Origin of the sequence: Psychromonas sp. KJ10-2 (assembly GCF_047323255.1) — a bacterium.
Classification (GTDB): Bacteria; Pseudomonadota; Gammaproteobacteria; order Enterobacterales; family Psychromonadaceae; genus Psychromonas.
The window spans coordinates 3,223,732-3,249,853 of the sequence record NZ_CP178827.1 but is presented as its reverse complement, the minus strand read 5'-3'; the positions used below and the strand labels follow the sequence as shown (position 1 = coordinate 3,249,853).

28 protein-coding genes and 3 pseudogenes are annotated in these 26,122 nt (G+C 38.1%); 12 read left to right on the top strand and 19 right to left on the bottom strand.

Annotation, left to right across the window (positions count from 1 at the left end):
* Positions 1-241: 241 nt before the first annotated feature.
* The 6 genes from ACLKL2_RS15875 to zapE all read right to left on the bottom strand — a co-directional run bounded on the left by ACLKL2_RS15875 (position 242) and on the right by zapE (position 4,534).
* On the bottom strand, positions 242-658 hold the full coding sequence (locus ACLKL2_RS15875) for a ClpXP protease specificity-enhancing factor (protein ID WP_113820344.1): 417 nt from the start codon (positions 656-658) through the stop codon (positions 242-244).
* Between the two features lie 34 nt (positions 659-692).
* The gene (sspA, locus tag ACLKL2_RS15870) at positions 693-1,328 is read right to left on the bottom strand and encodes a stringent starvation protein SspA (protein WP_113820312.1); all 636 of its coding nucleotides are present in this window, start codon (positions 1,326-1,328) and stop codon (positions 693-695) included.
* 354 nt (positions 1,329-1,682) lie between these two features.
* A complete protein-coding gene (gene ftnA / locus ACLKL2_RS15865; RefSeq protein WP_113820311.1) occupies positions 1,683-2,207 on the bottom strand; it encodes a non-heme ferritin in 525 nt (174 codons plus the stop codon).
* 110 nt (positions 2,208-2,317) lie between these two features.
* Positions 2,318-2,707, bottom strand: a complete 390-nt coding sequence (rpsI, locus tag ACLKL2_RS15860; RefSeq protein ID WP_113820310.1) for a 30S ribosomal protein S9 — start codon at positions 2,705-2,707, stop codon at positions 2,318-2,320.
* A gap of 15 nt (positions 2,708-2,722) precedes the next feature.
* Positions 2,723-3,151 (bottom strand): 50S ribosomal protein L13, encoded by a 429-nt coding sequence (gene rplM / locus ACLKL2_RS15855; RefSeq protein ID WP_113820309.1) that lies wholly within the window; start codon positions 3,149-3,151, stop codon positions 2,723-2,725.
* A gap of 273 nt (positions 3,152-3,424) precedes the next feature.
* The gene (gene zapE, locus ACLKL2_RS15850) at positions 3,425-4,534 is read right to left on the bottom strand and encodes a cell division protein ZapE (protein ID WP_413692439.1); all 1,110 of its coding nucleotides are present in this window, start codon (positions 4,532-4,534) and stop codon (positions 3,425-3,427) included.
* Positions 4,535-4,774: 240 nt separating this feature from the next.
* Between zapE and ACLKL2_RS15845 the strand changes: the two genes are divergently transcribed.
* The 3 genes from ACLKL2_RS15845 (at position 4,775) to degS (ending at position 8,957) form a co-directional block, all read left to right on the top strand.
* Positions 4,775-6,112 (top strand): DegQ family serine endoprotease, encoded by a 1,338-nt coding sequence (locus tag ACLKL2_RS15845; RefSeq protein WP_413692438.1) that lies wholly within the window; start codon positions 4,775-4,777, stop codon positions 6,110-6,112.
* A 179-nt stretch (positions 6,113-6,291) separates the two neighbouring features.
* Positions 6,292-7,698 (top strand): pyruvate kinase PykF, encoded by a 1,407-nt coding sequence (gene pykF, locus ACLKL2_RS15840; RefSeq protein WP_413692437.1) that lies wholly within the window; start codon positions 6,292-6,294, stop codon positions 7,696-7,698.
* Between the two features lie 224 nt (positions 7,699-7,922).
* Complete coding sequence (degS, locus tag ACLKL2_RS15835; protein WP_413692436.1) at positions 7,923-8,957, top strand: outer membrane-stress sensor serine endopeptidase DegS; 1,035 nt, start codon at positions 7,923-7,925, stop codon at positions 8,955-8,957.
* Between the two features lie 95 nt (positions 8,958-9,052).
* Here degS and murA read toward each other — a convergent pair whose 3' ends face one another.
* From murA to ACLKL2_RS15800, 7 genes are read right to left on the bottom strand one after another with little or no spacing between them, the layout of a single operon-like run.
* Complete coding sequence (gene murA, locus ACLKL2_RS15830) at positions 9,053-10,312, bottom strand: UDP-N-acetylglucosamine 1-carboxyvinyltransferase (protein ID WP_413692435.1); 1,260 nt, start codon at positions 10,310-10,312, stop codon at positions 9,053-9,055.
* A 19-nt stretch (positions 10,313-10,331) separates the two neighbouring features.
* Positions 10,332-10,580 carry a BolA family protein gene (locus tag ACLKL2_RS15825; protein ID WP_113820303.1) on the bottom strand — a complete coding sequence of 83 codons (249 nt, stop codon included), beginning with the start codon at positions 10,578-10,580 and terminating at the stop codon, positions 10,332-10,334.
* 9 nt (positions 10,581-10,589) lie between these two features.
* Positions 10,590-10,841 carry a hypothetical protein gene (locus tag ACLKL2_RS15820; protein ID WP_113820302.1) on the bottom strand — a complete coding sequence of 84 codons (252 nt, stop codon included), beginning with the start codon at positions 10,839-10,841 and terminating at the stop codon, positions 10,590-10,592.
* Positions 10,838-11,464 (bottom strand): MlaC/ttg2D family ABC transporter substrate-binding protein, encoded by a 627-nt coding sequence (locus tag ACLKL2_RS15815; protein WP_413692434.1) that lies wholly within the window; start codon positions 11,462-11,464, stop codon positions 10,838-10,840. The genes ACLKL2_RS15820 and ACLKL2_RS15815 overlap by 4 nt, the downstream gene beginning before the upstream one ends.
* Before the next feature lies 1 nt (position 11,465).
* The gene (gene mlaD, locus ACLKL2_RS15810; RefSeq protein ID WP_413692433.1) at positions 11,466-11,936 is read right to left on the bottom strand and encodes an outer membrane lipid asymmetry maintenance protein MlaD; all 471 of its coding nucleotides are present in this window, start codon (positions 11,934-11,936) and stop codon (positions 11,466-11,468) included.
* A gap of 1 nt (position 11,937) precedes the next feature.
* Positions 11,938-12,714, bottom strand: coding sequence for a lipid asymmetry maintenance ABC transporter permease subunit MlaE (gene mlaE, locus ACLKL2_RS15805; protein ID WP_113820299.1), 777 nt, complete (start codon positions 12,712-12,714; stop codon positions 11,938-11,940).
* Positions 12,714-13,520, bottom strand: a complete 807-nt coding sequence (locus ACLKL2_RS15800; protein ID WP_413692432.1) for an ATP-binding cassette domain-containing protein — start codon at positions 13,518-13,520, stop codon at positions 12,714-12,716. Before ACLKL2_RS15800 ends, mlaE begins: the two co-directional genes overlap by 1 nt.
* Positions 13,521-13,894: 374 nt before the next feature.
* Between ACLKL2_RS15800 and kdsC the strand changes: the two are divergent.
* The 9 genes and pseudogenes from kdsC (at position 13,895) to mgtE (ending at position 20,795) form a co-directional block, all read left to right on the top strand.
* Positions 13,895-14,442: pseudogene (gene kdsC, locus ACLKL2_RS15795) on the top strand (3-deoxy-manno-octulosonate-8-phosphatase KdsC).
* Positions 14,443-15,006, top strand: coding sequence for an LPS export ABC transporter periplasmic protein LptC (gene lptC / locus ACLKL2_RS15790; RefSeq protein WP_113820296.1), 564 nt, complete (start codon positions 14,443-14,445; stop codon positions 15,004-15,006).
* A complete protein-coding gene (gene lptA / locus ACLKL2_RS15785) occupies positions 14,993-15,529 on the top strand; it encodes a lipopolysaccharide transport periplasmic protein LptA (protein ID WP_113820295.1) in 537 nt (178 codons plus the stop codon). Before lptC ends, lptA begins: the two co-directional genes overlap by 14 nt.
* A 5-nt stretch (positions 15,530-15,534) precedes the next feature.
* A complete protein-coding gene (lptB, locus tag ACLKL2_RS15780) occupies positions 15,535-16,260 on the top strand; it encodes an LPS export ABC transporter ATP-binding protein (protein WP_113820294.1) in 726 nt (241 codons plus the stop codon).
* A gap of 33 nt (positions 16,261-16,293) precedes the next feature.
* A complete protein-coding gene (locus tag ACLKL2_RS15775; RefSeq protein WP_113820293.1) occupies positions 16,294-17,739 on the top strand; it encodes an RNA polymerase factor sigma-54 in 1,446 nt (481 codons plus the stop codon).
* 95 nt (positions 17,740-17,834) lie between these two features.
* Entirely contained in the window at positions 17,835-18,278 is a 444-nt protein-coding gene (gene ptsN, locus ACLKL2_RS15770; protein ID WP_113819777.1) for a PTS IIA-like nitrogen regulatory protein PtsN, read from the top strand.
* A 16-nt stretch (positions 18,279-18,294) separates the two neighbouring features.
* The gene (gene rapZ, locus ACLKL2_RS15765; protein ID WP_113819776.1) at positions 18,295-19,137 is read left to right on the top strand and encodes an RNase adapter RapZ; all 843 of its coding nucleotides are present in this window, start codon (positions 18,295-18,297) and stop codon (positions 19,135-19,137) included.
* Positions 19,138-19,143: 6 nt separating this feature from the next.
* The gene (locus ACLKL2_RS15760) at positions 19,144-19,419 is read left to right on the top strand and encodes an HPr family phosphocarrier protein (RefSeq protein ID WP_113819775.1); all 276 of its coding nucleotides are present in this window, start codon (positions 19,144-19,146) and stop codon (positions 19,417-19,419) included.
* A gap of 14 nt (positions 19,420-19,433) precedes the next feature.
* Positions 19,434-20,795 carry a magnesium transporter gene (mgtE, locus tag ACLKL2_RS15755; RefSeq protein WP_113819774.1) on the top strand — a complete coding sequence of 454 codons (1,362 nt, stop codon included), beginning with the start codon at positions 19,434-19,436 and terminating at the stop codon, positions 20,793-20,795.
* A gap of 54 nt (positions 20,796-20,849) precedes the next feature.
* Here mgtE and ACLKL2_RS15750 read toward each other — a convergent pair whose 3' ends face one another.
* The 6 genes and pseudogenes from ACLKL2_RS15750 to aceF all read right to left on the bottom strand — a co-directional run bounded on the left by ACLKL2_RS15750 (position 20,850) and on the right by aceF (position 26,086).
* Positions 20,850-21,212 (bottom strand): YacL family protein, encoded by a 363-nt coding sequence (locus ACLKL2_RS15750; RefSeq protein ID WP_413692431.1) that lies wholly within the window; start codon positions 21,210-21,212, stop codon positions 20,850-20,852.
* Between the two features lie 396 nt (positions 21,213-21,608).
* Positions 21,609-22,088, bottom strand: coding sequence for a response regulator (locus tag ACLKL2_RS15745; RefSeq protein ID WP_413694345.1), 480 nt, complete (start codon positions 22,086-22,088; stop codon positions 21,609-21,611).
* 66 nt (positions 22,089-22,154) lie between these two features.
* Positions 22,155-22,217 (bottom strand): annotated as a pseudogene (locus ACLKL2_RS15740) (hypothetical protein); the annotation flags it as partial.
* A 23-nt stretch (positions 22,218-22,240) separates the two neighbouring features.
* Positions 22,241-22,384, bottom strand: coding sequence for a hypothetical protein (locus ACLKL2_RS15735; protein WP_413692430.1), 144 nt, complete (start codon positions 22,382-22,384; stop codon positions 22,241-22,243).
* Positions 22,385-22,964: 580 nt separating this feature from the next.
* Positions 22,965-24,395 (bottom strand): dihydrolipoyl dehydrogenase, encoded by a 1,431-nt coding sequence (lpdA, locus tag ACLKL2_RS15730; protein ID WP_413692429.1) that lies wholly within the window; start codon positions 24,393-24,395, stop codon positions 22,965-22,967.
* 106 nt (positions 24,396-24,501) lie between these two features.
* A pseudogene (gene aceF, locus ACLKL2_RS15725) lies at positions 24,502-26,086 on the bottom strand (dihydrolipoyllysine-residue acetyltransferase).
* Between the last annotated feature and the right edge of the window lie 36 nt (positions 26,087-26,122).

The following is a 26,122-nucleotide window of genomic DNA, read 5'->3' as shown; positions in this document are numbered from 1 at the left end:
TCGACGATTAACTTTGTTAATAGTCTATCGGAGAATTAACTAAAAGATGTTAATTCTTTAATAGTTATTCCATTTACGAGAATGACAACGAAGCAATAAGTTATTTTAACAACAGTTACTTAGTGTGATTGGTATAATAGAGCCGAGTTTTAACTCGGCTTTTTTGTCCTCATTTTTCTAACATTTTTCATCACGCATAAAAAAACCGAGCAATGCTCGGCTTTGTATTTGTGCATTTAAGCTACTTAACAACGGTCAAGGTAGGTTTTTTGCCTGATGGTTTAGGCTTTTCTTCTACTTTAACTTGTTTCTCTGTGCTATCCAAACCAAGCTCTAAATCGTTATAAGCTTCCTCTTCAGGAAAGATAGTACCAGCACCATTTTCACGGGCATAGATACCTTCAATCGCATATAAAGGCACATAAACTTGAGTCGGTTGACCTGAGAATCGAGCATTAAATGATAATGCATTATCGTCTAATGAAAAACCTAGTACCGAGCGAGGACCAATGTTCAGTACTATTTTTCCATTTTCAACAAACTGTTGCGGTACATCAACATGTGGTTTTGTTGCATCAACAATTACATGAGGCGTACATTCACTATCAACTATCCAGTCATAGAAGGCACGCATTAAATAAGGGCGTTGTATTAACATATCCGACATTTTAAATACCTACAAAATCTAAAGATTAACCACCAACGCGGATTTCACGTTCAGTTTCAGTCATTGAAGCTTGGAAAGATTCACGTTCAAAGATCTTAACCATGTAACTCTTAAGGCCTGTTACATTATCATAGCCTAGGTCAATTTTCAGTTCAGGTAAACGCCACAGTAGCGGTGCCATGTAACAATCTACGATAGTGAACTCTTCAGACATAAAGTATGCAAAGTGATCAAATACAGGTGCAACTTCAAGAATCTTAGCACGTAATGTTGCACGCGCCGCGTCTGCTTTAGTTGCATCTCCTGATAAAATAACTGGTACTAATGGGTACCATTCATTTTCAATACGTTGCATTAAAGAACGACTTTTTGCACGTTCAACTGGGTAAACAGGCATAAGTGGTGGATGAGGGAAACGCTCATCTAAATATTCCATGATGATGCGTGAGTTGTATAACACTAATTCGCGGTCTACCAATGTTGGTAAATCATTATTTGGTGTTATTTCAGCTAACTCTTCAGATGGGTTTTCTTGGTCAACATAAGTAATGTCAACATTAACGCCTTTTTCAGCCAACACGATACGTGTTTGGTGACTATATAAATCAGATGGTCCTGAGAACAACGTCATTACAGAACGTTTATTTACAGCTACAGCCATGGAATACCCCTAGTAGTTAAAATTGAGTGTTTAAAAAACACAAACGGCAATGACATCAAAGTGACACCATTGCCGAGAAATAAAAAAGAAGCACTTGACGTTCAATAAAGATCGCGCCAATATACTTTCTTAGATAAGTAGCTCAGTGCAAGTAAGGTAATATTAAAAACAATAACTTATAGATACTATTTTTAGTATTTAAATTTTATTTGATTACCTGAGTAGACTAAGAAGTATACCAGATTAGATGTGCTTTGGTCATACTCATCCGATGAGATACAAAAAAGCATGGCTCATAGACCATGCTTATATCGTCATCAATTTTTTAAATATAAAGAAAGCTATTTAAAAAACTTAGACATTATTATCCATGATAGATGTCGCGCCTGTTTTTGCAATTTCAGCCAAATCTTTATCGATCCAATATAATGCTTTACCATCTTCACCTACTAATGAAATTTTATCTAAAATCCCTTTAAATAACTTCTCTTCTTCATGCTGCTCTGCAACATACCATTGTAGGAAATTAAACGTTGAATAATCATGTGTAGAGAAAGCTACGTGAGTTAACTCATTAATCTCTTTAGTAATAAGGCATTCATGCTTATACGTTTCTTCAAACACTTCTTTTAAAGAGTTGAATTCAAAAGGAGGAGCATCAATAGAGCCTAAAATCGGTAATGCGCCAGTTTCACTCACGTAAGTGAATAAACGGTTCATATGCTCCATCTCTTCAGTTGCATGAGTGCGTAACATAGTCGCTGCGCCTTCATAGCCTTTATCTTCACACCATGCACTCATTTGTAAATACAGGTTTGAAGAGTAAAACTCTAAGTTAATTTGTTCATTTAATTTTTGAACCATGGTTTCGTTCAACATGATCTTCTCCTAATAGGGTTAGTACACTAACCTTAAAGTGCAGCTTGTTAAAAAACAAGTAAAAAAAGCCCAGTAAAAAACTGGGCTTTTTTGCAATTCGTAAAACGATATTAACGTTTAGAGAACTGTGGACGTTTACGTGCTTTATGTAAACCGACTTTCTTACGTTCAACTTTACGAGCATCACGTGTAACGAAGCCAGCACCACGTAATTCAGAACGTAGTGTTTCATCAAACTGCATTAATGCACGAGTGATGCCTAAACGGATTGCACCAGATTGACCAGTAGTACCACCACCTTTAACAGTGATGTTTAGGTCGAATTTTTCAGCAGCGTCTACTAACACTAATGGTTGACGAACAACCATACATGCAGTTTCACGACCGAAGTATTCATCTAGGTTACGTTTGTTGATAGTGATTTGACCACTACCTGCTTTTAAAAACACACGAGCTGTAGAGCTTTTGCGACGACCTGTGCCGTAGTATTGATTTGCCATTGTTTTATATTCCTATTAGATGTCTAAAACTTGTGGTTGCTGTGCAGAATGTTGATGCTCAGAACCAGCATAAACTTTCAATTTACGGTACATTGCGCGACCTAGTGGGCCACGTGGAAGCATACCATTTACAGCTTTTTCAATAACACGCTCAGGAGCACGTTCGATTAAGTCTTCAAAGCTAATTGCTTTAATGCCACCGATGAAACCTGTGTGGTGGTAGTAAATTTTACCTTTAGCTTTATTGCCTGTTACAGCAACTTTCTCTGCGTTGATAACGATAATGTAATCGCCAGTGTCAACGTGCGGAGTGTATTCAGCTTTATGTTTACCGCGTAAACGTAAAGCGATTTCAGTAGCTAAACGACCTAGTGTTTTACCTTCAGCGTCAACTACGAACCAGTCGCGTTTTACTTCAGCTGGTTTTGCAACAAAAGTTTTCATTAAGTTATACCCAAATTAATGATTTAAAAAAGTAAGACTACAAATTTGTAATCTAAAATGTATTTTTTCGCCTTTTCGTATCCCTTCGAATACGTCTAGCGTAAACAGATCCACCATAAAATAGGGAGGTGGATAACGTGGGCGGCCATATTGTATAGAAAAGTACACTGGAGATCACCTGTTTATTGCATATTTATGAACAAGTTTTTCACAAGTGTTCATTCACAAATTGTTTATTAACTAAACAGGTAATCTAAGTGCCTAAATTTATGATTAAATATCAAGATGATGAGCTTTACTGAGGTAGGTTTTACTTTGCATTTCCAATAAACGAGAAACACAACGTTGAAACTCAAAAGCCAGTCGAGTGCCTTTGTAGAGATCAATGACTTTCACTTCTGCAGACATGATTAATACAACATTACGGTCATAAAACTCATCCACCATCGCAATAAAACGACGAGTCACGTCATTATGCTGGTCATTCATTTGCGGGATATTCGATACCAGAACAGTGCGGTACAAAATAGCTAACTCAATATAATCATGAACACTGCGTGGTCCATCGCACAACTCACTAAACTCAATGCTCAATGTATCGTGACTTTTGGCAATGGTCGTTAAAGGTCGATCATTAATAGTGATCACCGAATTATAATGATGCTTACCACTAGCAAAGGTTTCAAAGCTAGTTTTTATCTGCTTATCTGCCTCGCGTGTTAACGGGTAGTAGTAGACCTCGGCTTCAATTAAACGTCCTAAACGATAATCCACTCCACCATCCAAATTAAAAATTTCACAATGAGTTTTAATCAAATCAATAGCAGGGAGAAAACGGGCGCGCTGTAATCCATTACGATAAAGGTGATCTGGGTGGATATTAGAGGTCGCCACTAAAATAACCCCTTCTGCAAATAAAGCCTCGAACATACCCGCTAAAATCATTGCATCGGTAATATCTTCAACAAAGAACTCATCAAAACAGATGATGTCAGTTTCACTGGCAAACTGTTTTGCAATCTCTTTTAATGGATTAGCTTGTCCTTGTAATTGGGTCAGCTTTTTATGAACTTGCAACATGAAGTGGTGGAAGTGTAGACGCTTTTTACGAGGGCTTTCAATGTTATCGTAAAACAGATCAACGAGATAAGTTTTACCCCGCCCTACTCCGCCATAAAAATACAAACCTTTAATCTCTTTTATCGTGTCACTCTTACTATTAAATAAACGTTGTAAAAAAGAGGTTTTGACAGCAGGCTTTGTCTCTTTAGTGTATAAATCATCGTATAAACGTTGCAGCATAGTAATCGCTTGCAGTTGCGCAGAGTCTGCAAAAAAGGAGGGTTTTAATAAATCTTCTTGGTATCGAGCAAGTGGTGTCACAATAATGTCTTAATGATTCAGTAAAATTAATCTTTGTATAGCATATTTAGTGGGCATTTAAACAGTACCATCTGCTATGTTTCATAAATTTTTGCGGGATATCTCGCGAAATGTACTTTAAATAAACTTATATGATTCAATATCACATTAAAGGCCATTGCTTTGCTCTGTTCTCAATATTCTTTTATAGTAAATTTTTTTAAACCTATTTTCCCCATGGTTAAAAAGTAAGGAACTACAATGAATATGCCACTTCGACTTCTATTACTTATTGTTATGCTTTGCACAAGTACTTCAAATTACGCTGCATTACCACTCACACTTGATGGCGAAAATGTACCGAGTCTTGCCCCTTTAATTAAAAAAGTCAGTCCTGCAGTAGTTGATATTTCCGTCACTGGCGCAAATAAACTATTACCAAAAGATGCTCAAGATCTTTTAAAATTTTTAGGTCCAGAGGCTCCTACCCAAGCTTTTTCTGGATTAGGCTCGGGTGTGATTGTAGATGCTGAACAGGGTTATATCATCACCAACTACCATGTCATTAAAAATGCCAATAGGATATTAATTAAACTTATTTCAGGTCACCAGTATCAAGCTAAAGTCGTTGGGCAAGATATACAAAGTGACATTGCCCTACTACAAATCGACAGCAAGCAACCTTTAGTGGCCATGACCTTTGCTGATTCCGATAAATTACAAGTCGGTGATTTTACTATTGCTATCGGTAACCCCTTTGGCTTAGGGCAAACAGTCACTTCTGGTATTGTTAGTGCACTGGGTCGTAGTGGTTTGAACCTACAAAATTTAGAAAACTATATACAAACCGACGCGGCGATTAACAGCGGTAACTCTGGTGGTGCCTTAATTAACTTAAAAGGTGAATTAATCGGCATCAACACCGCTATTTTAGGCCCTAATGGAGGCAACATTGGCATTGCATTTGCGATTCCAGCCAATATGGTTAAAAACTTAATGCAGCAGTTGCTAGAGTTTGGCGAAATTCGTCGTGGCATATTAGGTATTAAAGGTGGGGAAGTAACACCAGAACTTGCTCAAAGCTTTGATTTAGATGTCAACTATGGTGCCTTCATTTACCAGGTCACACCTGATTCAGCAGCCGATAAAGCAGGTTTAAAAGCCGGTGATGTTATCACTGCTATCAATGGTTCTAATATTAAATCCTTTGCTGCATTACGCGCCAAAATTGGCTCTCTCAGTGCGGGCAAAGAGATAACGTTAAAAGTATTACAAGAACAAGAAGTTAAAACCATTAGCGTTATATTAGGTGGCGAAGATGATAACTTACAAGCCAAAGCCCCTATTGTGATTTTTGAAGGTGCAACCTTAAAAGATGCAGAAGAGGGACAAATGACACCTGGAGTTAATGTATTAGCTATTGAGAAAGAGTCTGAAGCGGAACGTATAGGTTTACTTAAAAACGATGTCATTATCGCCGTTAATCGCACTCCGGTTAAAAATCAGCAACAACTTCTGTCTGCATTAACCGAATCAACTAAGGTCAGAGCCCTGAATATTATGCGAAATAATCGTCCAATATATATAATTCTTAACTAAGATCACAAAAAAATGTAATAAATTTACATAAACAGCATTTATTAGCGCTTTATTGATTATAAATAATTTTTCTTCAATAAATTCTTGTAAAATATGCAGCATAATTAAAAAGATAAAATTGAATAGAAACAGTAAATAAAAGTAAGTAAAAAAGCACAATCACTCTTGGAGAAAAGACGGTGAGAAAAACGAAAATTGTATGTACGATAGGCCCAAAATCAGAATCTAAAGAAATGTTAGCAAAACTAGTTGAGAACGGTATGAACGTTATGCGTCTTAACTTCTCACATGGTGATTTTGATGAGCATGGTGCTCGTATCACACGTATCCGTGAAGTATGTGAAGAAACAGGTAAAAATGTTGCTGTTCTTCTAGATACTAAAGGTCCTGAAATACGTACAGTAAAATTAGAAAATGGTAACGATGTTCTACTAACAGCGGGTCAAGAATTCACGCTGTCTACAGACCAAACAATTATTGGTAACAACACTATCGTTGCAGTGACATACGAAGATCTAACAAAAGATCTTGTTGTTGGTAACACAGTATTATTAGATGACGGTTTAATCGAAATGACAGTAAAAAGTATCACTGATACTAATGTTGTTTGTACTGTTATCAATACCGGTGAACTAGGCGAAAACAAAGGTGTTAACCTACCTGGTGTTAAAGTTCAATTACCTGCTTTATCGACAAAAGATAAAGGTGACTTAATCTTCGGTTGTGAGCAAGGTGTTGATTTTATCGCAGCTTCATTCATCCGTAAGAAAGAAGACGTATTAGAGATTCGTGAGCTATTAAAAGCAAACGGTGGAGAAAAGATCCAAATCATCTCTAAAATTGAAAACCAAGAAGGTGTTGATAACTTTGACGAAATACTAGCAGTTTCTGATGCAATCATGGTTGCACGTGGCGACCTAGGTGTTGAAATCGCAGTTGAAGAAGTAATTTTTGCTCAAAAAATGATGATTGAGAAAGCTAACAAAGCACGTAAGCCAGTTATCACTGCAACACAAATGCTTGACTCTATGATCAAAAACCCTCGTCCAACTCGTGCTGAAGCGGGTGACGTAGCCAATGCAATCATCGATGGTACAGATGCAGTAATGCTTTCTGGTGAGTCTGCTAAAGGTAAATACCCAGCAGAAGCAGTAGAGATCATGGCGACTATTTGTTCACGTACAGACAGCATTCTTCCTCCTAAATTAGACGAGAAAGAAACTGACATACGTATTACTGAAGCAATCTGTAGCGGTGCGGTTAAAAATGCTGAGCAACTAGATGCTAAATTAATCATTGTTGCAACTGGCGCTGGTAAGTCTGCACGTTCTCTACGTAAATACTTCCCAACAATGCCAATTTTAGCGTTAACAAGTAACCCTAAAACACGTCAGCAATTAGCACTAACTAAAGGTGTTTCTGCTAAAGTGATTGAGCAACAAGATTCAATGGAAAGCTTCTACAAGCTAGGTATGGACTTTGCTAAAGAGCAAGGTTTAGTGGTAGCTGGTGATAAAGTAGTAATGGTTGCTGGTGCACTAGTTGACTCTATAACAAATACTTCATCTGTACACGTTATCGCTTAATAGACTAACCATAAAGATTGCTTTTATTGTTTATCAATAACAGTCTTTAATTTAGCCTTCCAAAACATCGCCTTCGGGCGATGTTTTTTATTGCCCTATCGCATTAATAAAAAGTATTTTTCTCCTGCCTCAACTTTTCTATATACTGAACCTCCATTTTTATATTAACTATTAATTATTAATTATTACAAGATATGAAGCTAAAGCACTTTTCAAATTATCTCGTGAAACCTATTCTGTGGGGATTGTTTCTTGCGGCTGTGATTATTTATAGCCCAACTATACTGAAACATTTCACCAATAATGAGGTTCAGTTACCTGATATCATCAGCTATTCTGACGCCGTCAAAAAATCAGCGCCTTCTGTGGTAAATATTTACTCACAGCAATATATTGATTCCAGCCTTGGCACTAAACAACAATTACAACCTACTGGCTTAGGCTCGGGGATCATACTGGATGCTGGGGGACATATTTTAACTAACCACCACGTAATTGCTCAAGCAGACCAAATCCTGATCGCCTTGCAGGATGGTCGTTTATTTACTGCTAATATTATTGGTAGCGATGTGATCACAGATCTCGCCGTATTACAGATAGATGGCGAAGATTTACCAGTTATGCCACAAAATGCCGACTACACACCAGAAATAGGCGATGTGGTATTAGCCATTGGTAATCCTTATAACCTAGGACAAACCATTACCCAGGGAGTGATCAGCGCAACGGGCCGTGGTGGAATGAGTAGTACTGGTCGTCAAGACTTTATCCAGACCGATGCCGCGATTAATGAGGGTAACTCTGGTGGTGCTTTAATTAATAGCCGAGGCGAACTGGTGGGTATTAATACCTCAGAGTTTTATACCGGCAATAGTAATGTCACCTACGGAATTAGTTTTGCTATTCCTTATCGATTAGCCAGTCGCGTGATGCAAGGGATTATTAAAGACGGTCGTGTGATCCGTGGTTCCCTAGGTATTGAAGCCGAAAACCTGGATCCACTGGTAGCTCGCTTATGGGGCTTAGAGGCTAAAAACAGTATTATTGTTAAGAAGATCACTGAAGGTGGACCAGCACAAAAAGCCGGTATGTTAAAAAATGATATTATCTTAAAAATCGATAATAAAGATGCGGTTAACCTACTCCTTACAATGGATAAGATAGCGAATATCAAGCCAGGCACAGAAACCGAAATCACCATTATCAGAAAAGGTAAAGAGCGCGTATTAAATGTGCGTATCGGAGAGTTACAACAATAACCTGTTATTAATGCTTTATTGATACCTGATTGCACAAACAAAAAAAGAAAGCCGAGGCTTTCTTTTTTTAGAGAATAACACTATTTAATAATAGGTTAGCATTCTACACGGCGCATTTTTGCACCTAATGGAATTAACTTATCTTCAATGGCTTCATAACCACGATCGATATGATAAATTTCATCAACAGTTGTTTCACCTTGTGCAATTAAACCTGCAATAACCAAGCTCGCTGAAGCACGTAGGTCCGTTGCCATTACCGTTGCTCCACTTAACTTATCATTGTCACCACAAATCGCTAAGTTACCATCTAGCTCAATGTTAGCCCCCATACGAATTAATTCAGGCACATGCATAAAGCGGTTTTCAAAGATGTTCTCTTTAATACGACCTGTACCCGGTGCTACTGTATTCAATAAAGTAAATTGCGCTTGCATATCGGTTGGGAAAGCCGGATGCGGTGCTGTTGTAATATTCACTGATTTTAAAGTACGATCAGTCATATCAGCTTCTATCCAATCATCACCTGTTGTTACTAGCGCACCAGCTTCTTCTAATTTAGATATTACTGCCGTTAGTAGATGCGGGTCAGTTTTAACACAACGCACTTTACCACCACTTACTACTCCAGCAACTAAGAAAGTACCTGTTTCAATGCGGTCAGGTTGTACTTGGTAAGCGCAATCACCTAACTTCTCAACACCTTCAATCACGATAGTATCTGTACCAGCACCAGTGATTTTACCACCCATGCCATTAATGAAGTTAGCGAGATCTACAATCTCAGGCTCTTTTGCTGCATTCTCAATGGTGGTTACACCTTCCGCTAATGCTGCTGCCATCATCAGATTACCCGTACCGGTAACACTCACTAGGTCCATGTATAAGTGACAACCTTTTAAACGGCCATCAACACGCGCTTTGATAAAACCATCTTCTACTTTAATTGTTGCTCCCATTTGCTCTAAACCGTGAATATGTAAGTTCACAGGGCGAGCACCAATAGCGCAACCACCAGGTAATGAAATATCAGCTTCACCGAAACGAGCAACTAATGGACCTAGTGCTAAGATAGAAGCACGCATACTTCTTACTAGCTCGTATGAAGCAGTATAATTTTTAACATCTTTTGCGTTAATATGTACTAGGTGCTTATCTTGACTTGCCGTCGCGCCCAACTCTTGTAATAACTCAAGTGTGGTCGAAATATCTTTTAATAGCGGAACATTACTTAAATTGATGTCCCCTTCAGATAATAAAGTAGCAAATAAGATTGGTAATGCGGCGTTTTTTGCCCCAGAAATAGTAACCTCGCCATTCAATTGGCAGCCACCTTGAATAATAAATTGACCCATGAAAATCCCTATTAACGAACTAAATAAAATGTTTTTGTTTTTGCCACTCATCTGGCGTTAACGCTTTAATCGTTAAGGCATGGATTGCATTACTTGCAATCTCTTCAGATAAATGAGCATAAATGGTTTGTTGCTTTTTAACGCGATTCATATCAATAAACATGTCGCTCACAGCAATCACTTGAAAAGTGCCACTTTCACCTTTAACAATACAAACATCTAATGTAAGGGCTTTTTCTAATTTTTCTTTAATTATCTCTGTATTCATATACAACCACTATTTTTCAAAAAGGTTTTCAACACCGTAAAGCTCAGCTAATACCTGTAGTTTAGCTGAAGCATTAACCATCAGAAGCGCTGGAAATTGTGTTTTAATTTGCACTAAATATGCGACGCCTGCTGAGTCAACATTCTCTAAATGCGATAGTTCAAGATGCTTTACACTGTGGTAAGTTGCTATCTTGGGATAAGCTTGCTGGCTTAAACCAGCAAGTAATAAATCTCGTTCAAGGACAAAGCGACTACTCATGATTCAAACTCATCATTTTTTTCTAGTAGCAGCTTAATCACTTCATCAATACCTTGTTTCTGTATTAATGAACCAAACTCCGTTCGTTTGGTATCTAACATACTGATACCTTCCGCAATCACATCATAAACCTTCCATTCACCGGTTTTTTTGTTTTTACGTAACTTGAAGCTCAACTGTGTTACTTGACCATTGTTGTCGCGCATTCTAACAGGAATGTTGACGATTTTCTTACCCTTAAAATTATTATTATCGAGTATAGTGATCGTCTGCTCGTCATATTTAATTAATATATGACCATAGGCATTAACTAAGTAAGTACGGAATGCATCAACAAAGTTGTTACGCTGTTCAGCAGTCGTGTTTTTTAAATTAGCGCCTACCACACTGTATGCCGCATACTTGTAATCGAAATAAGGAAGTAGTTCCTCATTAATAATGACTTTAATATATTCAGGGTGTTCTGCTAGTTTAGTTCTTTCACTCTCTAAACGTGTAAAAGTTTGTTTTGATAAGGTTTTTAATGTTTGATTTGGATCTGTTAAAGCAGTATCTGTTTCAGCAGCAAATACTGAAAATGATAATGAATAAACAAGAGCAATAATAGAAATAAATAAACGCATGTTAGTCGTCCTTATTAATAGAATAGATAAACTGACCAATCAGGTCTTCTAATACTAATGCTGATTTAGTATCTTCAATGGCATCACCATCGCCTAGCATCTCAATACCATCATCAATAAAACCAGGTTTAATGCCTATGTATTGCTCTCCCAATAAACCAGAGGTTAAGATTGCAAGTGATGAAGTTTCAGGGAAGTAACCTTGATCTTCATACATAGATAATTTAACTAATGGAGTGTAAGTGTCTTTATCCAAGGAGATAGACTCAACACGTCCTACTACCACACCACCTAACTTAACAGGAGCACGAGGTTTTAGACCGCCTACATTACTAAAGTTCGCTTCAAGCGTGTAACTATTGCCTTCGCCTTTAAAAGACAAGCCAGCCACACTAAAGGACAAAATAGCAAACGCTGCAATCGCAGCAACAACGAATAAACCAACCCAAATTTCTAATTTTCTCTGTGACATTCTAGCCCCCAAACATAATAACAGTCAGTAAAAAGTCCATTCCTAAAACAAGTAACGAAGCTAGTACTACAGTTTTTGTTGTTGCTCTACTAATTCCCTGTGCATTTGGCACAGTGTGGAAACCATTATATAAAGCAACCCAAGTAACAATTAACGCAAAGATAAGACTTTTGATCATACCATTGCCAACATCAGGAATGAAATTAACACTGCCTTCCATTACTGACCAAAAAGCACCGCCATCAATGCCCATCCAACTCACACCGATTAAATAACCGCCCCATATTGCCACCACATTAAATAATAATGTTAATAAAGGTAGTGCGATAATGCCGGCAATTAAACGCGGTGCGATGACACGTTTCAAAGGAGAAACCGCCATCATTTCCATACTGGCAATTTGCTCAGTACTTTGCATCAAGCCAATTTCAGCAGTTAATGCAGACCCTGCTCGCCCAGCAAATAGTAAGGCAGCAACAACGGGCCCAAGTTCACGTAGTAGTGATAATGCCACCATGCTACCTAAACTCTCTTCCGCCGCATAATCCACTAAAACATAATACCCTTGTAAACTCAGTACCATGCCGATAAATAAACCTGCCGTCACAATAATAGGTAAGGATAAAATACCGAGATGGAATACCTGAGCGACAGTAAGATGAAATAACTTAGGATGAGGCTTAGTGAACAAAGTACGGTAAAACATTAATGCAGATTTACCCGCACGTTGAATTAACTGTATCGTATAAGCCCCAATCGATTGTAAAAATGAACCCATTATTGATTGGCCTCTTTTAAGTCTACTAGGTAATCACTTGCAGGAAGGTGGAAAGGCACAGGTCCTTGCACAGCACCGGCTAAAAATTGTTGCAACAACGCATTATCTTTTTGCGCTAAGACTTCTTGTACAGAGCCCTGCGCAATAATTTTATGCTCAGCAAAGACATACACGTTATCAGCAATAGACAGCACCTCATTAACATCATGAGAAACAATAATAGAGGTTAAGCCTAATGTATCATTTAATTGCTTCACTAATTTCAATAATACATTCATTGAAATAGGATCTTGGCCTGTAAAGGGTTCATCATACATAACCACTTCAGGGTCTAAGGCAATAGCACGCGCCAATGCTACACGTCTTGCCATACCACCAGAAAGTTGTGATGGATAAAGATCTTTAGCACCACGTAAACCAACTGCCTGTAGTTTCATTAATACTAGGGTAGATAATAATTTTTCATCTAACTGTGTATGTTCTCTAAGTGGAAAAGCGACATTTTCAAATACTGTTAGGTCATTAAACAACGCCCCACTTTGAAATAGCATGCCCATTTTTTTGCGCGCTTCATATAACGCTTTTTCAGAACAATTATGAATAGAAGTACCATTAAACAGTACTTCACCACCATCAGCAGGAATTTGTCCACCAATCAATTTTAACAGGGTCGTTTTACCGATACCACTTGGCCCTAGTACTGCAGTAATTTTCCCCTGCTCAAACTGCATATCTATATTCTCAAATATGCTTTTTTCTTGTCGCTTGAAACTAAGTTGATTAATTACAATATGTTGTGTTGACATAAATACCTTTTCTCTATGAAAAGAAAGTTTAGTTTGATCGATAAGCCAATGATAGAACTTAAACAATCAGTCAGAATCGAGATAAATAACGATTTGGGTTGGATTTTACCTTTAAAATCATAAATAAGCGAAACTTAGCAGGTGCAATTCCATTTTTTCAATATTACAGACAAATTATATCCCTGTAAGTTTCGGTGATGTTCAGATTAATAGTAACATTAATAGCGTTTAATCTATGTAATATGAGACACTCTTGTTATGATTGGCACATATTTTGATTTCATAAATTGATTACCATAAACAATGCTCGCGATCCTTTGCGGACTTTGATATTTTGATAATAGATTTGCTGTATTTAATAAAAGAGTCGATAAATGATAGATACCCCCTATGGAAAAATCAGCCAAGATAACTTTCAACGCGCACAAAAAATAAAACTGTTTGTTTGCGATGTTGATGGTGTTTTTCAGATGGTCGCATTTACCTAGGTAATGACGGAGAAGAGTTAAAAGCCTTCCATACAAAAGATGGCTTTGGGCTTAAGGCGATTATGAAACAAGGTATTGAAGTCGCGATTATTACAGGTCGTCAATCGAACATTGTCAGTAATAGAATGTCTGCCTTAGGTGTACAACATATTTTTCAAGGTAAAGACGATAAACTTACCGTGTACAAAACACTATTGGCGCAATTAGATTTAACGCCAGAGCAAACAGCTTATATCGGTGATGATGTGGTTGATCTGCCGGTGATGCAATTATCTGGCTTAGGTATTGCGGTCAATGATGCCCATCCTCTGGTGCTACAAAAAGCAGATTTAATCACTACAGTAAAAGGTGGATTTGGCGCAGTGCGTGAAGTGTGCGATCTATTTTTACAATGTCATGGACAACTTGCTATGACACAAGGTAAAAGCGAATAAATGAACAAACGACAGAGCATCCCTTTTATTGTCCTGTTTATCGCCTGTGCGGTTTGGGTCTACTTTACAACGGACACTGAATACCCTGCGTTACCAGATCATCACCCAAGTTATATAGCAGATGACTTACAGAGTAATCATTATGACCAAACTGGTTTTAATGATTATCGCGTCTTTGCTGATAAAGCCACTAACTACCCAGAAGATGATTCAACCTTGTTTGAACATCCTAAAGTAGTCATCTACCATAAAGACAAAGAGACGGGTGTGGTCACTATTTGGCAACTCACCAGTATCAAAGGCACATTAAAAGAAAAAAATAACCTATTATTATCAGGCAATGTGTTTATTAAGAACCTAACAGAAGATCAAATAGTGCAGACGATGTCCACTGCACAAGCAACAATAATGCTGGATACTAAAGTGATCACCAGTGACTTAAAAGTGACTTGGACAGGACCACAACTGAAACATGAAGGTGTTGGTATGTGGGCGTCGATAGAAGGCGAAGAGATGAAACTTAATTCGAATATAAAAGCGGTGTACTTTAATGAACCTAAATAAATTAGCATGCTTACTAAGCATTTCATTGTTTAATGCCAATGTGATTGCATTAGAGTCTGATTATAACCAACCTATTCATGTTTCTTCAGTAAAGCAACATGCTAGCTTAAAAACCAACACGATCACTTTCACTGATGAAGTTTTATTAACTCAAGGTTCGATTAAGATCACAGCTGATAAATTGACGGTTATTCGAGGTGAAAAACCTAATCATGAATTGATGATTGCAGAAGGTAAAACCTCCGTTTTCCATCAAATACAAGACGATGGTAAACCATTAGATGCAGAGGCGAATAAAATTACCTATGATGTAGCAGCAGGTAAGATAACATTAACCGATAATGCACAAGTAAAACAATTAGATAGCCAAGTAAATGGTGCTGAAATAGAATACTTCTTAGCCACTCAAGAACTTAATGTAAGCACCGATCAGAATACTAAAGAGCGCGTAAAAACCATCTTTTTGCCTTCGCAATTTGAAAAAGATAAAAACAGTGACTCAACCTCAAATACAGGCGGTTAATTAATATGGCAGAGTTATGCGCAACAGGCTTAGTTAAGAGCTATAAAGGGCGTACCGTAGTAAATGGTGTTGGTCTTACAGTCAAAACCGGCGAAATTGTAGGGTTACTTGGCCCTAATGGTGCTGGTAAAACCACCTCTTTTTATATGGTGGTTGGTTTGGTTAAACAAGATCAAGGCACCATTGTTATTGATGATGAAGATATCTCTAGCAACCCGATGCATATTCGAGCACAAAAAGGCATTGGTTATTTACCACAAGAAGCGTCCATTTTTAGACGTTTAACGGTAACAGAAAATATCATGGGTATTTTACAGACCCGTAAAGAATTGACACAAAAACAACGCGAAGAGAAACTGAACACTCTTTTAGAAGAGTTTCATATTACTCATATTCGTGATAATAAAGGGATGAGTTTATCGGGTGGAGAGCGCCGTCGTGTAGAGATTGCACGCGCACTAGCCACAGAACCAAAATTTATTCTACTTGATGAACCTTTCGCTGGTGTTGACCCGATTTCGGTAATTGATATAAAAAATATTATTCAACAATTACGTGATCGTGGCTTAGGTGTATTAATCACCGACCATAATGTTAGAGAAACGTTAGATGTTTGTGAACATTCCTATATAGTAAGCCACGGAGAAATTATTGCTGTGGGTACACAGGATGAGATTCTGGCAAATGATCATGTGAAACGCGTTTATCTAGGTGAAGAGTTTAAACTTTAAATAATTGCCATACGTTCAGGAAGATATGTTTTGATGAAACAGGGTTTACAATTGAAAATGGGTCAGCAATTAGCGATGACCCCTCAATTACAACAAGCAATAAAACTATTGCAGCTTTCAACATTAGATCTGCAACAGGAGATCCAAAACGCTTTGGACTCTAACCCTCTTCTTGAACAAGACGACCAAACAGGATCTGAAGATACTGTTAAAGAAGCAGATAGCAGCGCATTAGATACCACTGAAGCGATTACTCAGCAAGAGTTCTCCGATGACCTACCTGCAGAAAAAGAGTGGGAAGAATCATACAACTCAACGCCGATCACTGGTACTAGCTCTAATGCAGTAGCCTATGAAGGTGAGAACACTTTATATCAAGGTGAATCATCTACCTCATTACAAGACCATCTATTATGGCAAATGCAACTTACCCCTTTTACTGAAACAGACCAAATTATCGCGATGGCGATCATCGATTCCATTGATGAATCAGGTTATCTCACCACAGACTGTGAAAGCATATTAGAAAGCCTACAAACTGACTTAGAAGAATTAGAGTTGGATGAAGTGGAAGTGGTACTAAAACGCATTCAACATTTTGACCCATTAGGTGTTGCGGCGCGCACCACTCAAGAATGTTTACAAATACAATTACGTCAACTTTCAGAAACAACACCTTGGCGTGATGAAGCTATCCAAATACTGGAACAGTATATGGATCTACTTGGAAACAGAGATTACCGCACACTGGCAAGAAAAAGTAAGTTAAAAGAATCTCAATTAGCTGAGATAATGCGTTTAATTCAAAGTTTAGAGCCACGCCCTGGTAATCGTGTAGAAACCAGTGAAACGCAATATATCGTGCCAGACGTTTACGTTAAAAAAATTAATGGGCAATGGCGTGTTTCCCTTAATCAAGATTGTGACCCGAATTTATCGATTAACCAACAATACGCAAGTATGTGTACGGGTAATATCAGTAAAAATGATTCACAATTTATAAAGGGTCATTTACAAGAAGCAAAATGGTTTATTAAAAGCTTAGAAAACCGCAATGAAACCTTATTAAAGGTAGCTAACTGTATTGTGCAACAACAACAGGCCTTCTTTGAATATGGCGATGAGTCTATGAAACCCATGGTACTTAATGACGTTGCCTTCGAAGTAGAAATGCATGAGTCGACCATTTCACGTGTTACGACTCAAAAATTTATGCATACTCCTCGTGGTATTTATGAGTTGAAGTTTTTCTTCTCTAGCCATGTAGCAACCAATGGGGGCGGCGAATGCTCATCAACCGCTATACGTGCTTTAATTAAAAAATTGGTCTCTGCAGAAATCACCACAAAACCCTTAAGCGACAATAAAATCACCCAGTTATTAGAAGAAAAAGGGATCAAGGTAGCTAGACGTACTATTGCTAAATATCGTGAATCCTTAGGAATTCCACCTTCTAATCAACGTAAACAATTACTTTGAACCAAGAAGTAATGCAAATAAATAAGGATTAACTATAGTCATTTAATGCGAACCTGATAAACTCGCGCGTCCATTAAATACAGTTAACTATTATTATGAAAATATCTACTCTATTAAATCAACAATCAGTATTCTGTAAAACAGCTTGCACAAGCAAAAAAGGCGCACTAGAAAAAATCAGCCTTATCGCAGCAAAAGAACTCGATTTAGATGCCCATGAACTATTCGAAAGCTTAATTGCACGAGAGAAAATTGGGTCAACAGGTGTTGGATCTGGGATTGCTATTCCACATGTCAAAATTTCTAGTGAGCTACCCGCTACAGCTGTCTTTTTGCAATGTGAAACAGGTATCGATTATGATTCATACGACGGTAATAAAGTGGATATACTATTCGCTATTTTTGTGCCGGAAGACCTTTGCAAACAATATCTTTCTGCACTATCAGAGATAAGTCAAAAGTTATTGGACAAACAATTCTTGCGTCAATTACGCAGCGCAGACAACGCAACAGAGTTATTTGAATTACTAACGCTATAAAGTAAAAGGTGAAAATATGAAATTAATTGTTATAAGTGGTCGCTCTGGCTCAGGAAAAACAATTGCACTTCATGTTCTCGAAGACCTAGGTTACAACTGTATCGACGGTGTGCCCTACCAATTACTTGAGCAACTAATTGATACTTTAGATCCTAAGGACAATAAAGTTGCTGTTACCCTTGATGTGCGTAATATGCCAAGGGAAGTTGAGCAGATAGAAGATCTGATCATTTCATTGCAAGGCAAAGTTGAATTAGAAATTATCTATATCGATGCATTAACCAGTGAGTTAATTAGACGTTATAGTGAAACGCGCCGCTTACACCCTCTTTCCAAGCAAAAGTACTCTTTATCTCAAGCATTAGAGTTGGAAAATAAGATTTTGGCACCATTAAAATCGATGGCGGCCTTCTCAGTTGATACCACTTCTCTGTCGATACATAATTTAAATGAGCACCTAAAAGTCTATTTACAAGGTTCAACAAAAAGTAATCTCCTCATCATTTTTCAATCCTTTGGTTATAAATATACACACCCTGAAGATGCTGATTATATGTTTGATGTACGCTTCCTACCCAATCCTTACTGGGAAAAAGAGTTAAAGGTATACACGGGTAAAGATAAGGTCATTCAAGATTATTTAAGCGCTTTTCCATTAGTCAAAGAAACCATTATTAATATCGAAAACCTATTTTTAAATTGGTTACCTCACTTAGAGCAAAATAACCGTAATTATGTCACCATTGCTATTGGCTGCACCGGTGGCAAACATCGATCTGTATATGTTACGGAGCAAATTGCCGCGCGCTTTAAGCACAAATACCAAGTACAAATAGAACATAAATGTTTAAAGGAGTAGTTCCGGTTGGATATCATTAAGCAAACAATTACAATAAAAAATAAATTAGGCTTACATACACGCGCTACCATCAAATTAGTTGAACTTGTCAATGCTTTTGATGCTCAAATCACCATCACACACAATGATAAAAAAGCCGATGCAGGCAGTGTTTTAGGCTTATTAGTGCTGGAAACCTGTTTTGGTCAAGAGATAGAGATCGAAGCGCAAGGCGCACAAGCAGAAGAGGCGATGCTAGCCGTTACCGAACTGATCGAAAATAAATTTTTAGAAGAAGAATAATTATAGGAGTTAGTATGCTGGAAAACACTAAAGTCGATAATACCCAGCTGCGACTTCAAGAAGTAAAAAAAGCCCTTGAAAGTGGTATGTTTGTTTTAGCACGCAGTATTTTAGATAAAATGCCTGCCTGCGATGTTGCCTTTCTCTTAGAGTCCTCGCCACCTGCTTACCGTAAAGTACTTTGGAATCTCACTGACCATGACCAACATGGTGAGATCCTAGAAGAGCTAAATGAAGATGCTAAAGATGGCATCATCAACCTGATGGGCACGGATAACCTCGTAGCCGCAACAGAAGGCATGGAAACCGATGGCCTAGCCTATGTCCTGCGTGGTATCCCAGATAGCGTTTACCGTGCTGTTTTGGAGCAAATGGACACACAAGATAGACAACGTGTCGAACTGGCCTTAGCGTATCCAGAAGATACTGCCGGTTCAATCATGAATACAGACACCACTACAGTCCGTCCAGACGTGACTATTGAAGTGGTATTGCGCTATTTACGTTTGAAAGGCTCACTACCTGATACAACCGATGCTTTATATGTAGTGGATACCGACAACAAGCTATTAGGCGATGTGTCATTATCTACATTACTCACAGAGGAACCCACTTCTATTATTGGCGATGTCATGAATCATGATACCGAGCCACTTCAAGCATTAATGGAAGAGAATGAGATAGCTAAACTGTTTGAACGACATGATTGGATCTCCGCACCAGTGATTGATGACGACCGGCAACTACTCGGCCGTATTACTATCGATGATATTGTTGATATTATCCGAGAAAATGCCGAACACTCGATGATGGGTATGGCCGGTATGGATGATGATGAAGATACCTTTGCACCTATCTTACCCAGTGCCAAACGTCGTACTGTTTGGTTATCAGTAAATTTGATGGCCGCGTTTATCGCAGCCTCTGTTTCAAATATGTTTGAAGCAACCTTAGAGCAAGTCGCCACATTGGCCGTATTGATGACAATCGTGCCAAGCATGGGAGGCATCGCTGGTAACCAAACCTTAGCCTTGGTTATTCGCGGTATTGCTGTTGGGCATATTAGTGGTAGCAATACACGATGGTTAATTGGTAAAGAAGCAGCGATCGGTTTATTGAACGGTATGATTTGGGCAATTCTAGTAGCCACTGCCGTAGTGCTTTGGAAAGGTGATATGCAGGTCGGTTATATTATTGCTGGAGCAATGTTTATTAACCTGTCCATTGCAGGTATCGCTGGAGTTTGTATTCCATTGTTAATGCATAAATATAAAATAGACCCCGCTTTGGCCGGTGGTATGGCATTAACCACTGTAACCGATGTGATTGGTCTATTTTCATTCTTAGGTATGGCTACCCTAGTATTACGCCATTAAATGATGAATCCCATAACGACTCATATGTAGTCGTTATGGTTCATTGCAAAATTATTAAATAAATTCTAACCAGGACTCAATTAGATTCGTAAAGTCCTCTAAACCACACTCAGCTTCGATCTCTTGATCATAAAAATTCAAATCATTGGCTTCATCTAAGTCAGACCCTGCCATATGTAAACTATGGTTGGTAATACTCGCTTCTTCTGTGGTGAGGTAAAGCGCAAACTCATCACCAATTAATTTATATTCTGTTATTTCTCGCAGCTGTAAATCCGAGATCGCGACTAAGAGAGCTTCTACCCACTGTTTTTTCTGCCCTTCCTGCTCTAACCAAGTACCAAAAGCTTCATGTCCCATTGATAGCTTGACCGTTGCTTTATCGCTAAAGTAGTCTTTTTTGAAATCGAATTCCATCTTGTTGTCTCTATGCTTAAAAATATGGACAGGAGTATAATACCAATCACTTCTTAAATGTAATTGATATATTAGCAATCACACCATTAATACCAATCATAGTAAGTAACTGATCTATTTTACTTGTTAAAACAACTTATTTTTTCGTTGTAAGTTTCGTATAGGGAACAACCATTTACATCAACTTACGCCTCAAACTAAGCCATTTTTCCGGCGCAAAATTTAGAATCAGTTATTTAATACAATTGGTATAATATAATCGAGTATTATAAATTCAAGGGATAAAAAAACCCTTACTTGGTGAGTAAGGGTTTTTATGGTTTTAAATGTAAGCAGTAAAATTAACTGTTAACTGCTACCTTAAAATCCGCAGATACAACATTAGTTGGTACTAATTCATAAGCTGCTTGTGGTTTTAGTAGTACATTTGATTTGCTTGCTACCATTAACATCTGTTTCAAACGGTTTTGACTCAAATGGTTTTAATAATAAACCTTGTACATCTAATAAGCTGTTTAGGCCTAATAGTTCACGTTGTACATCGTGATGAGAGTTTAAGATACTGATGTCTGCAGCTGCAGAAGTTTGTCCAGTACGAATTGCTTTAATTAATTCAAGACCAGAGTAATCAGGTAATAGTGCATCAACGATAATTAAATCGAAGTCTTGTAGTGCAATTGAACGCTCAGCTTCTAGTGTTGTAGCAACACCTTCAACGTAGGAAACGTTTAATGCTTCTAATTGCTCGATAAGTTGAATACGGCCTTCTGCTGCACCTTCAACAATCAGTACTTTCATGCTAGTGATAGCATTCGCAGTGCTTTCACCCTGCGCAATTGGAGACACTGCATTGTCAGAAACAGTCAGGCCTTCCATACGAGCAATATAACCACGTTTTGGAATCGTAGAAATATTAAGGCCGTGAAGGCTTAATGTTCCTACGCTTTTACGTAGTTGAGAGATATGTTGGTTAATAGTATGGTCAGTCACTAGACGACCCCAAACGTGTTGAGCAAGGTCTTCACGTGTTACAACTGTATTAACGTTTTTGCATAAGAAATGTAAAGAGAGGTACGTAAAGGACCTAAGTACACTTTACGGTTACCGTGAATCAAACTGTTTTGACTCGTATCAATGTGGAATTCACCCACAACTAAACTTTTTTCTAACATAGTAGTACCCATTTTTTAATTTTTAATCATAATGCCAGTTCCAGTGGATAGGCGATTTTTTATTTTATTTGCGGACTACTTTGGTAGTCTCTTATATTTAATCAGAATCATATTATCAAATTAAGGTAAAAACACAAACACATTCATGCGCAATCATAATTTGATAAAAATAACATCAGTAAAATTAACTATAGGATAGTTTATAAAACATGCAAATAAGAAATACTTTATTTTTTGTTAATTAGACGTCGCTTTAGTAGAGCGGCTGAAAGGAAAATAAATTTCATTAATTGTTAATTAATAATTGACGAGCTCCTTTTTAATTCAAGCCAATATAAAGTTTTCCCATTAAATCTTAGTTTATAGCTTAATATTTCATGAATGAAACAACTATGGAAAAACCAAGGCAGGATAAAGCGTTGCACTTTATTTGCTTTTCTATTGGCATTAATTAGATTGGAAAATATTTAATCTGAAAGGTAATACCTGTTTTCTAGAACGGTAGGAAATAAGTACTTCGATATAAACAAAAAAGGCAACGCTATGCGTTGCCTTTTAAAATAGTAGATGAAGTATCTAATTACTTACGTTTTACCGCTTTAGCATTTGGTAAATCAGTAATTGAACCTTCATAAATCTCAGCAGCTAGACCAACAGACTCATGTAGTGTTGGATGAGCATGGATAGTTAATGCGATATCTTCTGCATCACAACCCATTTCAATTGCTAGGCCAATTTCACCTAGTAATTCACCAGCGTTAGTACCCACTACAGAACCACCGATAATGCGGTGAGTATCTTTATCAAAGATCAGTTTAGTCATACCATCTGAACAATCAGATGCGATTGCACGGCCAGAAGCTGCCCATGGGAATACTGATTTTTCGAAGTTAAGACCTTGTTCTTTTGCTTCTTTTTCAGTTACACCAACCCAAGCCATTTCTGGCTCTGTGTAAGCAATTGAAGGAATTGTTTTAGGGTCAAAGTAATGCTTTTTCCCTGCAATAACTTCTGCAGCAACATGCGCTTCATGCACACCTTTATGAGCTAACATAGGTTGACCAACAATATCACCGATAGCATGGATATGCGGTACGTTAGTATGCATTTGCTTATCAACTTCAATGAAACCACGTTCAGTCACTGTGATACCTGCTTTTTCAGCATCTAGTGATAGACCGTTTGGTACACGACCAACCGCTACTAATACTGCATCGTAAGCTTTTGCTTCAGCAGGTGCATTTTTACCTTCAAAAGAAACGTATAACGCATCTTCTTTAGCATCAACAGCTGTCACTTTAGTTTCAAGCATGATGTTGAATTTGTTCTTAACTTTCTTAGTGTAAACTTGCACGATATCTTTATCAGCTGCAGGTACTAATTGGTCTGCAAATTCTACAACGTCAACATCTGAACCTAGTGATTTGTATACTGTACCCATTTCAAGACCGATGATACCACCGCCTAAGATAAGTAAACGTTTAGGCACTGATTTAAGCTCTAGTGCATCTGTTGAATCCCAAACACGAGGGTCATCATGTGGAATGAATGGTAATTTAACAGGACGAGAACCCGCAGCAATGATTGCGTTATCAAAAGTAACTGTTGTAACTTCACCTTCGCTACTTGTAGCTTCAATGGTGTTAGCGCCAGTAAAACGGCCAAAACCATTTACTGTTGTTACTTTACGCATTTTAGCCATACCTTTAAGGCCACCAGTTAGTTGTGAAACTACTTTTTCTTTCCAGATACGGATTTTATCGATATCTGTAGATGGTTCACCAAATAATACACCGTGTTCAGATAAAGCTTTTGCTTCTTCAATTACTTTAGAAACATGTAAAAGAGCTTTAGAAGGAATACAACCAACATTTAAACAAACACCACCAAGTGTGTCGTATTTTTCGATTAATACAGTTTCTAGACCTAAATCTGCTGCACGGAATGCTGCAGAATATCCAACTGGGCCAGAACCTAATACAACAACCTGCGCTTTAATTTCTTTACTCATGACGACCTCTATAAAAAAGAACACTCGAATTAGAATTCTAGTCTATTCAAATGTTAATAGAATGTAAATGAATGGTCGGCATAACTGCCGACCTAGTTAACAAAGTTTATAAGATTAATGTACGTAAATCAGATAAGTGCTTGTTAACAGCAGTGATAAAGCGCGCACCATCAGCACCATCGATTACACGATGGTCGTAAGAAAGTGCAAGAGGAACCATCATACGAGGTTCAAACTCTTTACCGTTCCATTGTGGTTTAATCGCTGATTTAGATACGCCTAAGATAGCTACTTCAGGTGCATTAACGATAGGTGTAAATTGCGTACCACCGATACCACCAAGGCTAGAGATAGTCATGCTACCGCCTTGCATATCTTTAGCTGTTAATTTACCAGCACGTGCTTTCTTAGAGATCTCTGCGATATCGCGACAGATTTCGAAAATACCTTTGTTTAATACATCTTTAACCACTGGTACAACTAGACCGTTTGGAGTGTCTACTGCGATACCGATGTTGAAGTATTTCTTCAGGATCAGGCTTTGACCATCTTCAGAAAGTGAAGAGTTAAAGTTAGGGTACTGTTGTAATGCTTTAGCTACCGCTTTCATCATGAATACTAACGGGCTAATTTTAACACCTGAGATCTTGTTTAAGTGCGATTGCATTTTGCTCTTTACGGAACTCTTCTAGCTCAGTGATATCCGCTTCATCGAACTGTGTAACGTGTGGGATAGTCACCCAGTTACGGTGTAAAGCAGGACCAGAGATTTTTTGGATGCGAGAAAGTTCTTTCACTTCCACTTCACCAAATTTAGCAAAATCAACTTTAGGTGCAGCTGCTACAGCTAAGCCGCCAGCGCCACCAGATTTAGCCGCTTGTAATTGGCCTTTAACGTATTTTTGTACGTCTTCTTTAGTTGTACGTCCTTTAGGACCAGAAGCAGCAATTACGTTTAGGTCTAAATCAAATTCACGTGCGATACGACGAACTGATGGAGACGCTTTAATTTCTTTGTTTACAGCAACTTCAGCTTTTGCTGGTGCAGCTTTAGGCGCCGCAGCAGGAGTTGGTGCAGCCGCTTTAGGAGCTTCAGCAGGCGCTGATGGTGCAGCTGCAGGAGCTTCGCCTTCAGCTTCAACTAATAAGATTAAAGAACCTTCAGAAACTTTATCGCCAGTTGCGATTTTAATTTCTTTAACAACACCACCGAATGGTGCTGGAACGTCCATTGATGCTTTATCACCTTCAACAGTGATTACATCTTGGTCTTCAGCAATGGTGTCACCAACAGCAACTAGGATATCAGTTACTTCAACTTCATCACCACCAATATCTGGTACACAAAGTTCTTTAACAGCAGTTGCCGCTGCAGCTGGAGCCACCGCTGGTGCTTCTGCTGGTGCTGCCGCCGGAGCTTCTTCAGCCGCAGGTGTTTCAGCAGCGGCAGAACCAGCTACTTCAACGATTAATACTAGGTCACCTTCAGAAACGCTGTCACCAACGTTTACTTTGATCTCTTTAACCACACCAGCAACTGATGAAGGTACGTCCATTGACGCTTTGTCACCTTCAATCGTTAATACATCTTGGTCTTCAGCGATAGTATCGCCAACTGCAACTAAGATATCGGTAATATCAGCCGCATCAGCACCAATATCAGGTAGTAAAAATTCTTTTAATTCAGACATAATAATTTTCCTAATCAATAAAAGTCGGTGTTAACT